The following is a 14,832-nucleotide window of genomic DNA, read 5'->3' as shown; positions in this document are numbered from 1 at the left end:
TCATATTCTAATTCACAACAAAATATTCTATTTGCGAGTCAATAACAGACTGCCAAAACCGGAAGTATCTTGATAAGAGTTACCTGATGAATCACTCCAGATGGACACACTGCTTCGCTTGCCATCCCCCGCGCCATCATCATTAACTTGCAGATCAAATCCAATCCATCTTTGCCCTTCAGCACGAACGCTATCTAGTGGGATTGCCACTTCAACTGTATACCCTCCGCTTGTTAATCGGGTAGCTGATTTGAAACTTTCTTTCCGTGCATTTCCTCCAAAAGAAGCCTCATTATCAAAATTGACCCGGTACTGGGCGTCATCCTCCTGATAGAATGTTGTCTGATCTTTGCTCGGGTCGATAAAAATCTCGATCGAATCCTGCTCATGTGCATTAGAACTTAATTTGCTTCGCAAAGGATCTTTCACATCTGCCAATACGTACAGGTATTTCTCATCCCATAACAGCTGTGCAGTCGCCGTTGCACCGGAGTTTCCGACCACCCAGACATCCGTTTTAACAGATGCAGCCTTTTTCCAGACGTTATCCTTTTTTGCATCAATTACAGGTTTGCCATAAGTGACCTTGGTTTGTTTCAAGACAGAACCGAGCTTCAGTTTGCCCCGGTTGGCTGGTTTGTCGGGCTGTTGATTGGAAATATCATTCCAAACGATGGTCGCTGTCTTTCCAGCAGCATATTCATCCGTAATCCGATAATCCAGAGACAAGACCTGGCCTTCAGTAAGTAAAGCAGCTGACATAGGCAGTGATGCGTATACAACATAACCGGTTTTTGTCTCCTGTACATTGTAAGTATTTTTATCTTTGCCTTTACCACCATCCCGTTTAAATGTATATTGACCATTGGCAGACGGCGGATTTTTCTTCTTGGCAGACAGATCAGCTTCAGAAGTTGCAGCACCTGTCCCCTTGACTTCTTCCGCGAGGAAAACCTGCACCTGATCCCCTTTGCGACGTGTGGTATCCTTCACTTCCACTCGTAAATTCACCTTTTTGGCATCCCACATCATACGAGCCTCACCCGTAACCGCAGATGTACCATCTGCCAGATGATTAATTTCCAGTCCTTTCACAGCACCCCAAAGAATATCTTCCTGTCCTTTATGATTCGGGAAAGAAGGGCTGGCCTTCAATGCTGTCCATTCATTACGATAGATCGGAAGGGTGGCAGGGTCCACCAGTGCCCAAAATGCCGGTTTTGCTTTTAATTTACGATCAAACAGCAACGGTGCATCTTTGCGTCCTTTGACCGGATGATTGTCAAGCCATGTACCATCATCTGCAAGTCCCCAGACCGTAACACTGTCCATCACGCCGCGTTTCCCCAAATCTTCGAACAGGTCAAACAGTTCACGATAACGATAAGCTTGTTGCAGCATTAATTCATCTGTGACAGGCATCTCCAGTTCAGAATTACTTGAATAGATCGAAACGTCCAGCTCTGTAACCTGTACATTCACACCAAGAGCGATCACTTTCTCAAAAGCCTCACGAATGAGCTTTACATCCGGTCCGTACATCGACACATGCATCTGGAATCCAACCGCATCAATGGGTGTTCCTTTGGCAAGCAGCTTCTCTACAAGCTTCACCATATCATTTACCTTGTTTCCATTGCCCTCCATTCCATAGTCATTAATCACCAATACCGCATCGGGGTCAGCCTCACGTGCATAACGGAAAGCCAGTTCAATGTAATCACTGTCATCTCCGTCGCTATCCACATCCCCAATAATATCTCTCCACTTGGAATTACTGGCCTCATTCCGCAAGCCGCCTCCGTCTGAGATGACTTCATTGACGACATCCCATGTATGAACCTTTCCTTTGTACCGACTCACGATGGTTTGAATATGCGTTTTCATCCGTGCAAGCAACTGTTCCCGCGTGGCAGGTTTCGAAGCATCAACCGGATCCGTAAAGAACCAATCCGGCACCTGACTATGCCATAACAGCGTATGACCTCTGATTTCCATGTCATTTGCTTCGGCAAACTTCACCAGGCGATCTGTCTCTGACCAGACAAACTGTCCTTCCTGAGGCTGCATCGCATCCATTTTCATAAAGTTTCCAGCTGTAATACTATTAAAATGTTTCGTCAACAGCTGGGAATGCGGATCTTCCGCGTCCAGTGCAGACTGGTCGATTGCCGCTCCCATTGCATAGTGTTGTCCCACAACATCCACTAGATTCGGAATGTTCGGCTCTATTTCAATTTTTTCGGCTTCCGTAATCAGTACATCATCCACGTAAAAAGTAATCGTATCCGCCGACGTCACTTCCGCTGACGTCTTCCAAGGTGTCTCTGCATACATGCGGAATCCGGTGATGCCGCTATTTTCTCCAGGGATCACCACATCTGCCTCGATTTTTTTCCACTGTCCCTTGTTCAGAGTTGCAGAGGCAAACGTAGCATATTCTCGACTTGAAGCGTCGTTATTGTACTCTTTCTCCAGTGAACCGTTAATGACCTGACTGTCCGGCCCTTCATCGTACATGGCCCAAAATGAAATATGAACCGTGCTGCCCTTCTGTACATGGTCTATTACTTCAATTAAGGGTCCATGGAACGTTTCGGTACGGGAAGAGGTTCTCAGGCTCCGTGTACTGTCGTGACCTACTTGCGTGACAATATCGAGTTTCTCATTCGCACGTGGACGCCATTGTCCCAACACACCATCTTCAAAATTAGCCTCAAACAGTACTTCATCATCGCCAGTCTTAACGTCCGCAGCCGCAGCACGTGTCCCTCCTGTTCCCACACTTGGGAACAAACTGAAGATCAATACAGCCGACAAGCACAAGCTCCACCATTTTCTCAAATGCATCCGATCTCCTCCTTGGTTGGTTGTTTGTGAAGAGTAACCTTTGTTCTGTCATGCGCCAGCCCTTTACAAGATCGTTGTGCAGGATTGGATAGTCGTTATTGAACAGAAATTGTAAGCACTTTCATTATACGATTGCCAGCGAACTTTGTTTACCCGTTAAACTATAGGACTTATTTTAAAAACTTCACAATAAGATAAAACGACAAAAAGCACAGCTTGTTAGCTGTGCTCCATGTCACCGTCATTACATATTTACACTTTTAAAGGTGCTGTGGTCTGACGGACAACCAGATTGGAAGGTTCCGTCACCACGGGAGGAGAATAAGATGGATTCTCGATCATGGCAATCAGATATTCGATGGACTTAATGCCGATGGAATAGATATTCTGATTCACCGTGGTCAACCCCGGTTTGAATACCTCAGCATAATACGTGTTATCGAACCCGACAACCGAGATATCTTCTGGTACACTCAGTCCATGCTTTTCAATTTCATGAATCGCACCAAAAGCAGACATGTCTGATGCACAGACAATTCCCGTTGGTTGATCCTGAAGTGCCAGCAATCGTCGGGCGGCCTTGCTTCCTCCGTCGAAGGAATAATCGCAGATCTCCAGATATACCGTAGAATACGGGATGCCGCATTCTCGCAGCCCTTCCCGATATCCTTCCAATCGTAGATTGGCTACGGCAGGTCCAAGTGTCCCTGAGATATAGGCAATTTTGCGGTGCCCAAGCTCATGCAGATGTTTGACACCCATCGAGATCCCGTTCGCGTTATCCGTAGTAATGTAACCGGCACGTTTGCCCAACATGTCCGTATCAACAAACATCGTTGGAATCTCTGCATCCACCAGTTCCTGAATACTCGTGTTTTCTCTGCCTTCCCCGAATACCACAACGCCATCCACATTACGACTGCGGCAATGTTTGATGAACGAGTACGCCGGATCATCGAATCGAGTAGACAACCGGACCAGGTCATATCCACTGTTCTCCAGCGCTGTCTTGATCCCTTCCAGCAACTCCGACACAAAAGGGTTCGTAAACGGAACCGTTAACAGTACGCCCACCGTCCATGAACGGCGTTTGACGAGTCCACGTGCGACCACATTGGGTTGATATTTCAATAATTCGATGGCTATATTGACTTTTTTGCGTGTTTTTTCACTTACATCAGGATAATCGTTTATCACTTTGGAAACGGTTGCAACAGATACTCCCGCTTCCTTGGCTACATCATGGATAGAAGCCATCTGATCACCTCAACCTCTTTCGAATCCCCTGTCTCCGGCTGCATTTTCTATAACATCGGCAGGTTTGTCTACCCATTATAGCTTAAAACAGCCTGAAACGGTATGGAAGGTTCCTAATGCTTTTAAGCTCTATTCCTGCTGTTCCAGATTCTTCAAATCCAGAGACAGTTTCTCCATTGTTGTTGCAAATACAGCGAGTTCAGCCGAGCGTGAAGCTTGGCTACGTGCTCCGCGAGACGTATGATCCGACTCCTGCTGCACACTGCTCAGTTTCTTCATGATCTTCTCCAGATTAGACTGAATCTTACCCTGGGCATCCCGGGAACTGGCTGCAAGCTTGCGCACCTCACTAGCGACTACTTCGAAGCCACGTCCAAACTCTCCTGCATGAGCAGCTTCAATCGCTGCATTCAGGCCGACAAGATGACTCTGATCCGATATCTCGCGAATGAGTTCACCCATTTTTCCGATCTGCTGGATCTCTCCTGTTAATTCGGTAAGCAGAACCTGAGCCTGATCCTGAGAAGCCGCTGTTTCTTTGGCAACACTCGATATAGCCATTGCACTTTCATTTAATTCACTAATCATGCCTGTAAGCTCTTGGGTAATCTGCGTAATTGCCTGTAATGTATGTTGTTGGTCATCGGCAAGCTGATGTAACTTTTCTTTTTCTTTCTTCTCATAGGCTTCAAGGACAAGCTGTGAATCCAGATTGAACATTTTGCTGAGCGCTTGAATGACAAGATGCCAGGAATCAGGAATAACCTGTTGGAATATGCTCGTTGCAATATCCAGGTAGACCATATAGGTACCCAGATAATAATCTTCAGACAGACCAATCCGTGAATGCACAAGTCCAATCGCAATCCGTTGCTCAATATATGCGTCGTCCACGATTCCATCCGTCATCGATAACCAGTACATCTTCTGCGTTTCTTTTAGACGATCAATGGTAGAGAATCTTGCGATCAGATCTACCAATTCAGGATAATTTCCCACATGATTGTAGAAATGATCCACCACTTCATTAACGACTTTTTTAAAAACAGGCCGATGATCGGCAAGTAGTTTTAGATCCCCTGTGGTTAATCCCATGTAATCAAGTTGCTTCTGTCTTGTTGCGGAAATACTGCTCATATCGGGTTCAGTCAGCTCCTTAATAAACACTAAATTACTTTAAATTGTAAATATATGTATTGATTATAGACTAAAATACCTAAATATACATATACCATTAGAACTAATTCTCTTTAAAATTAACCTTATTTATCAGCTTTTTAGATTAATATGACCTTCATGTAATTAAAAAGGCCCTGACTCTGCTGTGAAGGAGCCTCACAGCAGACATCAGGAGCCTGATCCGGAATGGTTTGTTGCCGATTAGCGATTAAGCAGACTGCCCACATAACGTAACAGTTCATTCGCGCTGGCTGCGGTGTATCCATGTTCCTCAATTAAGCGTTTAATGACTTCATTCATACGTTTCAATTGTGTTGCATCCGGTGTTTTGGTTGAGGTTGTGATCTTGACGATGTCTTTCAGATCGGTGAACAACTTCTTCTCAATCGCTTCACGCAAACGGTCATGGCTGCTGTATTCGAACTTGCGCTCCTTGCGGGAGTATGCCGAGATTCGGATCAGAATCTCTTCTCTGAACGCTTTCTTTGCATTCTCGGAGATCCCGATCTGTTCCTCGATGGATCGCATCAGACGCTCATCCGGGTCCATCTCTTCATCCGTGAGCGGGTCACGAATCTTGGACCAGTTGCAGAATGCTTCAATGTTATCGAGGTAGTTCTCAAACAATGTTCTTGCGGATTCCTCGAATGAGTACACAAATGCTTTCTGCACTTCCTTCTTGGCCAGTTCATCATACTCCTTGCGTGCAAGAGCAATGAAGTTCAAATAACGCTCCCGCTCTTCCTTTGTAATCGAAGCATGTTGGTCCAGACCGTCCTTGATCGCCCGCAGAATGTCCAGCGCGTTAATGCACTGAAGATTTTGCTTGATCAAAGCACTGGAGATCCGGTTAATGACATACCGCGGATCAATGCCGGACATCCCTTCATCCAAATACTCATTTTGCATCTCGCGCAGATCGGCTTCTTTGTATCCTTCCACTTCTTCACCGTCATACATGCGCATCTTTTTAACGAGATCCATGCCTTGTTTCTTCGTTTCCTTCAAGCGGGTAAGTATCGAAAAAATGGCTGCAGTCCGCAGTGCATGCGGTGCAATATGAACATGCTTCATGTCACTTTGCTGAATGAGCTTGGCATAGATTTTCTCTTCCTCGGACACTTTCAGATTGTACGGAATCGGCATGACAATCATCCGGGATTGCAGTGCCTCATTCTTCTTGTTGGAGATAAAAGACTTATACTCCGATTCATTCGTATGCGCCACAATCATTTCATCCGCACTGATTAAGGCAAAGCGTCCTGCTTTGAAGTTCCCTTCCTGCGTAAGTGACAGGAGATTCCACAGGAATTTCTCATCACATTTTAACATCTCCTGGAACTCCATTAACCCACGGTTTGCCTTGTTCAACTCCCCATCAAAACGATAGGCACGTGGATCGGATTCGGAACCAAACTCCGTAATGGTGGAGAAGTCAATACTACCCGTCAGATCGGCAATATCCTGTGATTTCGGATCGGATGGGCTGAACGTTCCTATTCCCACGCGATTATCTTCGGAAACAATGACCCGTTCCACCGGTACCTTGCTGATATCACCACCATATTCGGTACGGAGTCTCATCTGGCAGGATGGGCAAAGGTTACCCTCAATACGGACTCCAATTTCCTTTTCCACTTCAGGACGAAGCTCCAGTGGAATCAGATGCAGCGGTTCCTCATGCATCGGGCATCCATCAATGGCGTATATGGCACCTTTCTCTGTCCGCGAGAACTGTTCAAGCCCCCGCTTCAGCAGTGTCACCAGCGTCGATTTCCCTCCACTTACGGGACCCATCAGGAGCAAGATCCGCTTCCGTACATCCAAACGACGTGCTGCCGAGTGGAAGTATTCTTCAACCAGCTTTTCAATCGAACGATCCAGTCCAAAAATCTCCTGTTCAAAAAACTTGTACCGCTTATGCCCACCTACTTCTTCAACGCCAAACGATTCAATCATCTCATACACTCTGGCGTGAGCCGTCATTGCCGGAGTCGGGTCCTCTCTCAGCAGTGCAATATAATCTTCAAATGTTCCGTTCCATGTCAAACGGTCACTCTCTGCCCGATGTTCCGCAACGCGTTCAAAAATATTCATGCTTGGTACCTCCCATGGCTCCTTTAGTGTGATTGTCAACCATTCCGAATGGTATGAAGAAATCAATAGAATTGCGGCTCCTGCTTGAATACCAATCTTGCGGTTCTGTGTAGTCCCGCCACCCTCTGTCCAAACGTCTTGTTTTGTTGTGAAAAGTGTATTACATACCTATGCGGCAATTCGGATAAGTTGACCTCTTTTTTTCAATCAACCACTTCGAATTTTGGCTTTTCCCTGTTCTATCAGACATCTTGTGCCTTCAGAAAAAAAAGAACGAATATGATATAATGAGGGTTCTAAATTTAGGAAACCGGACAACACATGGTCAGAGACAGGCCACTTCTGGAAAGGAGCACGGACGATGGCAGTGAAATACGAAACCGAATTATATTCGCCTGTGAAGGCTTTCTTCGAGCAGCGTGGCTTCGACGTCAAGGCGGAAGTCAGACATTGTGACCTCGTCGGAGTCAGATCGGACCAGGACGAACCACTCATTGTGGAGATGAAAAAAACATTTAACCTCTCCTTGTTACTACAGGGCATGCAGCGCTTGAAACTTAGCCCGTTCGTGTATCTGGCCGTCGAGCGCAATCGCAGTAAACGCGGAGCCGTAAACCAACGCTGGAGCGAACTGACCGCACTATGCAGACAGCTCGGTCTGGGGCTACTGACTGTCACATTTTACAAAACCAAAGCTCCCCTGATTGATGTACTGTGCGAACCTTCAGCCAAGACACCCCTTACTAGCGCCAATCAAGTTGCTCGCAAAAGCGGTGTTCGGCGGAAACGATTGCTCAAGGAATTCGACGAACGCAGCGGAGACTACAATACGGGAGGCAGCACACGAAGACAGCTGGTCACAGCATATCGTGAGAAGGCTTTACGTGTCGCATCCGCTCTACGGACGAACGGAGAAGCCTCTCCAGCCAACCTTGCCAGACAGACAGGCGTAGGTTCTGCAGCAGGGATTCTGCAAAAAAATTATTATGGCTGGTTTGAACGCCTCTCCCGTGGAAAATATATTTTGACGATTAAGGGAGTACAGGCGTTAACCGAGCATGCACACATGCTTGAGGATAATGATATGATTGAACGAACTATTAATGAACTCGATGTAACGTATTCTGTATCTGGTGAAAATAAGGACGACCTTGCATACATCGCTGAAACAGCGGAGCAGTACTTGAAAAATACAGGCAAGATCTGATTCTGAATCATCTGAAAGTAACGGATACGAAAAAATGAGAATGCAAAAAAAACACCTGTAATCTCCACTGGAGACTACAGGCGTTTTGATGTGTTCTATATAAATGATTGCTATTAGAATTTTACTGCTACTTCGGAAGCCAATTTCAGACCTGCAGTAACGATTTCTTCAGCACGATCTGCAGAAGCGTTATGTCCTTCAACGATAACCACTTCTGGGTTTTGAATGCCCCACAAGCCGAGAACTGTTTTCAGGAAGTTCAGGGACATTTCAGCAGCTGCCATTGGGCCTTCGGAATATACGCCACCACGTGCGTTAAGCAAAGCTACTTTTTTGTCGCCAGCAAGTCCTACAGGACCTTCAGCAGTGTATTTGAATGTTTTACCAGCTTGGCTCAGGTAAGCAATGTAGTTTACCAATGGAGCTGGAACAGTGAAGTTCCACAGTGGGAATGCAAATACAACTTTGTCAGCTGCCAGGAATTGATCTTGCAATTGTGCTGCAAGTAAAGCTGCTTTTTGCTCGTCAGCTGTCAGTTCAAAACCGTTAGCTGCTTTGTAAGTACCTGTGATAGCAGTGTTACCATAGAATGGGAATTCTGTATTGTAGAGATCCAACTCAGTAACTGTGTCACCTGGGTGAGACTCTTTGTATGCGCTCAAGAATGCATCGTACAATTTAACGCTGACTGCTTGATCTGCAGGACGGTCATTTGCTTTAACAAATAAAATATTAGACATGTTGAATTTTCCCCCGTTAGATAAAATATATGAGTGCATTTTCTGAACCGGCCACCATTGTAGCTTATATAAAGAAACCAACAACTCATTAATTCATATTATATATAAAAATGTTAGTGGATGCAATAACGTAATCACTTTGGTCATGAACCCATTTTAATTTTTGCTACAAAATCTATTTTTGATCTGACTTAGCTACGAGCCGTAAATTCGGCAATGGTTTCACTGATCAGGTTCATGCCAAGCAGCAATTCATCCCGGCCCGGATGGCTAAAGTTCAATCGAATATAACGTTGATCCTGTACACCTGTAGAACATAGTGATCCAGGAAGAAAGGATACACCTTTGGGCAAAGCCGCTTTAAGCAGAGCGCCACTATCCAATCCTTCAGGCAACTGTACCCACAGATACATTCCGCCCTCAGGGATGTTGTACTGACACCCTTTCCAGCCAGGTCTTTTCAACAGTTCAAGCATCAGTTTGAGTCTTGTCTTATACTCCCGATTCAACATGGATAGGTGATCACTCCAACGAAAAGGGGAATGGGCAAGCAATTGATACAACAGCCGCTGATTCATCGGACTGGACTGACCATCTGCAATTCGTTTAACCGAGGCCATGGCCTGAATCAGCGCAGGATGTCCAGCAGCCCATCCGGTTCGAAGAGCGGGCGCTACCGTTTTGCTGAACGAACCAATGTAGAGAACATGTCCACCCTGATCGGCAGTATCCAGTGCAAAAAGTGAAGGATATTTACGATAGAATTCCGTTGGCTCAAGGCCATCGAAATGGAGCTCTCCATAAGAATCATCTTCCACAAGCAGTACACCATAGCGCGAACACAGCTCAAGGACTGCCTCCCGCCGCTCCATACTCCACAAAGCACCGGTCGGATTCGAGAAACTGGGTGCAGCAAAAAGCAGCTTCGGTCTAACCTGCTGCATGTGATGCTCCAAAAGGTCTGGCAGTATGCCGTCCCGATCACCCATTACGGGCACAATTTTGGCTCCTTGCATCTCCAGAACCTCAAGACAGCCTGGAGATGTGGGATGTTCAACCAGTACAGAATCTCCTGGCTCAAGCAATAGACGCATCACCAGATCAATGGCCTGCTGGGTACCAGTGGTCAACAGAATCTGTTCGGGTACCGTTCGTATGCCTTTGCGTGCATTCCAGTCTTTGTTCAGCCACTCTCTTAGGGGGGAGTAACCTGCTGGCTCTCCATATTGCAATGCGGAGGGGCCTGAACTAAAGACAGACACGGCTGCTTCTTCCAACAATTTGAAAGGAAACAACTCCTCCGCAGGCAATTCTTCTGCCAGAGATATGAAATAATCCCTGCCAGACATCTCACGTATATCCCTCAGTGGTGATGACAAAAGCCTGTTGGTACGGGAAGCAAAGAAATATTTCATCGATCCGTTCCCCTTTCATCCCTATTCCGAAACTGTACTCGCAGTCCGCAGCCCTACAACCTATTCCTGCTCGCCATCGAATATGACCGGATGCATACCGAACTGTTGTGATCATGGGAAGAACAAACCTGTTTCGTCAGGATCCCGTCTTCACTTGTCTTGCATGCAAGGCATAACGTTCAATGGCCTGTGCTCTACTGCTTACTTCCAGCTTCACGTATATTTTACGCAGGTAATTATCAATGGAACGTCTGCTAACGTTGATCTCATTCGCTATTTTATCATAGGTTACACCCTGAACAATTCTTTCCATGATAAAAGTTTCGGTTTCTGTTAATTCAATGACACGTGCTTCTGTCGGAGACTCCACAGGTTGCGCCCACTCCGCACTGTTTAACCACGACAATGGAATGGACACATGGCCCTCACGTAATCCAGAGATCAGATGAATCAGCTGGCTAGGGGAAGCCTGTTTGGATAACATGCCGCTTGCACCAAGGCTCATCAGATGACGAAACAGCTTCACATTATCTTCATCCGTCAAAATAATGATGTGACTGTGAGCTGACAGATTCTTCATCTGGGCAATATATTGATCTGCCTGACCCTCCGGAAGACGATAATCCATTAGAATCAGATCAGGCTGGTGAATATTCACCAGATCGAGCCCTTCTGTTCCGGTCGAAGTCATGCCACGTACCGTCAGATCTTGCTGCTCTTCCAAAATCAATTTTGTACCGAGCATGCTGGTGGGGTGGATATCTATGATGACCACCTGCCATACTTTTTTCATTGTTGTTCCCCCTGTTATGTATTGGACAAATAACTTTTAAATTCTGTCATGATGAATTCATCGTCTATGCGACAATCCGAGTATAGAAGAAGCATAGGTCGGATTATGTCGAAAAACAGAAAAATACAGGAGGAAGCCGATAAAAAGGCTCTATTTTCACTGTATTTTGTTATAAAAACACCATGACGTCCATCTTCCCATCCCCGGGAAGGTCAAAATATAGTATAAATTTCCTGCATTTCTATCTAAAAAAGTCGAAAAACCTGCCCAAAGTTCCTACTTATTGCATCTATAAGAAATTGTATCCTAGGACTTCCTTCCGATGCAATCTCTTTTTACTCTATTAAGTAAAGAATTTCATTTTTGCGTAATCAATAGGGGCATGATAGAATGAGGACTGGAAATTTTTTTGTACCTATAAATGACCAGGAGTGATGATATGAAAACATCTGCCCCGTCCTCTGACATCCATCACACCCGGAGCGCCAAAGGCAAGGCTGGATCTTCAATCAAGCTGTTTCTGGTAATGTGGATTGTTCTCATTGCACTAGGAGTCGTTGGAACCTACTATTATAGTAACCATCTCCAGCAACAGATGATTAACCAGCTTCAAGCCCATAATCAGCAGCAGATTGCAGCACTAAAAACCGACTACGAAAATCAGCTAACAACGATATCTAAGGAAGTAGAAGATCTGCAGGGACAGGTTCAATCCTTCAATGAATTGCTGACTTTCACCAAGGATAATGCAAGTGACAAAACGGATAACAGCAACAAACTGTATACCCAGCTGAGCGAAGTCAAAAAACAACTGGAGACACTCCAGAAAAAGATGGACCTGCTCAAATGATTACACCCGTCAAACAGGTTAATCGTTTTTTTATGCTTGCACTCGCTCCTTTTGTTGGATTGATATTATGCCTGCTGCTGCTTCGTCCTCCACTTGAACCCGGAGGTTTGATGCCTACCGAACTGTCAGAGGATACGATTACACCCCGGACCCAAGCAATTAGCCAAGAGCTTGCGGGGGCAAAAGATGCTGCTGTCCAGACTTCTTCTTCTATTAAAAGAACGACACAGCTCTATAATAAAACAACTAGTACGATGTCTACACTTGTACAGAAGGCTTCCGCCCAAGCGGATCGTCCGGAAATGATCTACAACAAACGGATTTCATCCAAGCTTGGCGTTCCATTTGAACGGGTAGACAGTGACCGGTTAACGATTGAACTGTACAGAGTGAATCCTGGCAGCTATAAGGGCTATGCCATGAAGATCAAGCTAAAAGACCCGACGGCCATGCAGATGGCTCTAGACAGTGAACCAGGGCGTTCTGAGACAACCATGCAGGCTGTGAAGCGTAACGGCGCAATTGCCGGGATCAACGCAGGTGGATTTGCTGACAGTGGCGGCAAACGTTATCCACTTAGCACAACCGTCATGGACGGGAAATACGTGAACGGGTTCCAAGCCAGTTTCAAAGATCTGTTTTTTGTAGGACTTAACGATGCCGGCAAACTGGTCGGAGGCAAGTTCTTCGACAAAAACTCACTGGATCGCCTGCAACCACAATTTGGGGCTACGTTTGTACCCGTGCTGCTACAGAATGGACGTAAAACTGCAATTCCCGACAAGTGGAAGGTATCACCCAAACGAGCACCACGTACAGTCATTGGCAATTATAAGGATGATCAGTTATTGATTATTGTAGTTGACGGATATAATGAGGGCGGAAGTTCCGGTGCTACCCTTGAAGAGCTGCAAGGGCGGTTGTACAAGCTTGGGGTGATCGACGCCTATAATCTGGATGGCGGTGGATCATCCTCGCTTATTCTGAATAATCGGGTCGTGAATAACCCTTCAGATGGCAGCCTCAGACCGGTGCCCACACACTTTTTATTTTACAAATAATAGGGTGAAGCATTTCTTTTCTACCTATAATGGTTATAATAGAAGAAAATGAGCTTGTGCAGGAGGTGCGAAGGGCATGTCATTTTCACTGACATTCTGGATTATTGCAATCGTATTGACTCTCTTCATTACAGGCATTCTCACTTCATCCTACAACAATGACAAAACAAAAGGCTTGTAAAGGCCAAGCCTCTCTCCGGAGAGGCTTTTTCTATTGCTTCATCCTCGAAATAGCAAGAGACAAGGCTTAAAAGAATGATTCGATTCTTCTAAGCCTTGTCTCTTGCTGTATTCGGGATCAATAGCTAACCGCCCGATCATTCCGCATAGATATAATCGAATCAGACGGAATAGGCCCACTCACCGACCCACCCTCAACTAATGTCACATAAATTCGTTCATGATCGACGGGTTCTCCAGCAATAATCTTGATCAATTGTTCAGCAGCGAGCGATCCCCACTTGCGTTTGGAATAATCAATGCTTGCCAATCTCGGCTGGACATACTTGCTCAATTCAATATTGTCGAATCCGATGACATCAATCTCCTGACCAACGCCGAGTGCACTGTCTGCCAGACGATCACACAAGCCAATAGCCATCTCATCATTGAGGCAGAATACCGCTGCGGGTCCATCATACACCTGCACAATCTGATCTGCGGCTTGTTCTCCACCACTCTTCTCAAAATCTCCCGTGATCTCAATCCATTCCACATCGGCTTCACGTTCCGCAACCTGTCTCACAGCCTTTAACCGTTGCACAGAGTCAAACGAACCTTCCGGTCCTGTCACCACGTAGATTTTCTTATGTCCCTGTTCAATCAGATGTTCCATCGCAAGTGTCGCCCCGGCCTTATTATCCAGCAGAACCTGATTAATGTTGGGATGATCCATCTCACGGTCCAATACAACGATTTTGTGCCCACGATCGGCATACTGCATTAGTTCCTCACTTGCAAACGTATGATCCAGAATGATCGCACCATCAATCATTCTCTCTGGAAGCATGCGATGGGATTGTTTACCACTGCACACGATCAGGTCATAACCTTGAGCATTACATACGGCTTTCATGCCACTCAGCAAGTCTCCATACACATCTCCTCTAAAATCGGTCAAGAATACACCTAGAATTTTGGATTCCCTCTTCTTCAGTGTTCTTGCTGCGGCATTTGGAACATAGTTCAGTTCTTTGGCAATGGCCAAAATTTTGGAACTCGTCTCATCGGTCACTTTGTTGCTGCCATTCAGCGCATATGACACAGTAGAGATGGAAACTCCCGCCTGTTTGGCGATATCCTTGATACTGACCACATTCTTCGCTCCCCTGTTATGTTCATCAGGCCTTCCATAACAAAAGGCCTGACACATTACTCTTTCCA

General features: G+C 45.8%; 11 protein-coding genes. 3 read left to right on the top strand and 8 right to left on the bottom strand.

The window, feature by feature from the left end; genetic code table 11:
- Positions 1-27: 27 nt before the first annotated feature.
- The 4 genes from MKZ13_RS09440 to MKZ13_RS09425 all read right to left on the bottom strand — a co-directional run bounded on the left by MKZ13_RS09440 (position 28) and on the right by MKZ13_RS09425 (position 7,383).
- Positions 28-2,850 carry an endo-1,4-beta-xylanase gene (locus MKZ13_RS09440; RefSeq protein WP_339183555.1) on the bottom strand — a complete coding sequence of 941 codons (2,823 nt, stop codon included), beginning with the start codon at positions 2,848-2,850 and terminating at the stop codon, positions 28-30.
- Between the two features lie 252 nt (positions 2,851-3,102).
- Complete coding sequence (locus tag MKZ13_RS09435; RefSeq protein WP_237176193.1) at positions 3,103-4,107, bottom strand: LacI family DNA-binding transcriptional regulator; 1,005 nt, start codon at positions 4,105-4,107, stop codon at positions 3,103-3,105.
- 129 nt (positions 4,108-4,236) lie between these two features.
- The gene (locus MKZ13_RS09430) at positions 4,237-5,244 is read right to left on the bottom strand and encodes a globin-coupled sensor protein (protein WP_339183551.1); all 1,008 of its coding nucleotides are present in this window, start codon (positions 5,242-5,244) and stop codon (positions 4,237-4,239) included.
- A 243-nt stretch (positions 5,245-5,487) separates the two neighbouring features.
- Complete coding sequence (locus MKZ13_RS09425; protein ID WP_036610009.1) at positions 5,488-7,383, bottom strand: PrkA family serine protein kinase; 1,896 nt, start codon at positions 7,381-7,383, stop codon at positions 5,488-5,490.
- Between the two features lie 361 nt (positions 7,384-7,744).
- Here MKZ13_RS09425 and MKZ13_RS09420 point away from each other — a divergent pair, with 361 nt between their 5' ends.
- Complete coding sequence (locus tag MKZ13_RS09420; protein WP_339183549.1) at positions 7,745-8,590, top strand: DUF2161 family putative PD-(D/E)XK-type phosphodiesterase; 846 nt, start codon at positions 7,745-7,747, stop codon at positions 8,588-8,590.
- A 113-nt stretch (positions 8,591-8,703) separates the two neighbouring features.
- On the opposite strand, the gene MKZ13_RS09415 is transcribed toward MKZ13_RS09420, so the two are convergent.
- The 3 genes from MKZ13_RS09415 to MKZ13_RS09405 all read right to left on the bottom strand — a co-directional run bounded on the left by MKZ13_RS09415 (position 8,704) and on the right by MKZ13_RS09405 (position 11,538).
- Entirely contained in the window at positions 8,704-9,330 is a 627-nt protein-coding gene (locus MKZ13_RS09415) for an FMN-dependent NADH-azoreductase (RefSeq protein ID WP_221823024.1), read from the bottom strand.
- Positions 9,331-9,521: 191 nt separating this feature from the next.
- Positions 9,522-10,745 carry a PLP-dependent aminotransferase family protein gene (locus MKZ13_RS09410; RefSeq protein WP_339183546.1) on the bottom strand — a complete coding sequence of 408 codons (1,224 nt, stop codon included), beginning with the start codon at positions 10,743-10,745 and terminating at the stop codon, positions 9,522-9,524.
- Between the two features lie 136 nt (positions 10,746-10,881).
- Positions 10,882-11,538 carry a response regulator transcription factor gene (locus tag MKZ13_RS09405; protein WP_017689577.1) on the bottom strand — a complete coding sequence of 219 codons (657 nt, stop codon included), beginning with the start codon at positions 11,536-11,538 and terminating at the stop codon, positions 10,882-10,884.
- Between the two features lie 439 nt (positions 11,539-11,977).
- Between MKZ13_RS09405 and MKZ13_RS09400 the strand changes: the two genes are divergently transcribed.
- Positions 11,978-12,388 (top strand): hypothetical protein, encoded by a 411-nt coding sequence (locus tag MKZ13_RS09400; protein ID WP_237176196.1) that lies wholly within the window; start codon positions 11,978-11,980, stop codon positions 12,386-12,388.
- Entirely contained in the window at positions 12,385-13,449 is a 1,065-nt protein-coding gene (locus MKZ13_RS09395) for a phosphodiester glycosidase family protein (protein WP_237176197.1), read from the top strand. The genes MKZ13_RS09400 and MKZ13_RS09395 overlap by 4 nt, the downstream gene beginning before the upstream one ends.
- 298 nt (positions 13,450-13,747) lie before the next feature.
- On the opposite strand, the gene MKZ13_RS09390 is transcribed toward MKZ13_RS09395, so the two are convergent.
- The gene (locus tag MKZ13_RS09390; protein ID WP_339183540.1) at positions 13,748-14,764 is read right to left on the bottom strand and encodes a LacI family DNA-binding transcriptional regulator; all 1,017 of its coding nucleotides are present in this window, start codon (positions 14,762-14,764) and stop codon (positions 13,748-13,750) included.
- Positions 14,765-14,832 lie beyond the last annotated feature (68 nt).

This window comes from Paenibacillus sp. FSL R5-0701 (assembly GCF_037973995.1).
Classification (GTDB): domain Bacteria; phylum Bacillota; class Bacilli; order Paenibacillales; family Paenibacillaceae; genus Paenibacillus.
This window is presented reverse-complemented; position numbering and strand designations above follow the sequence as displayed.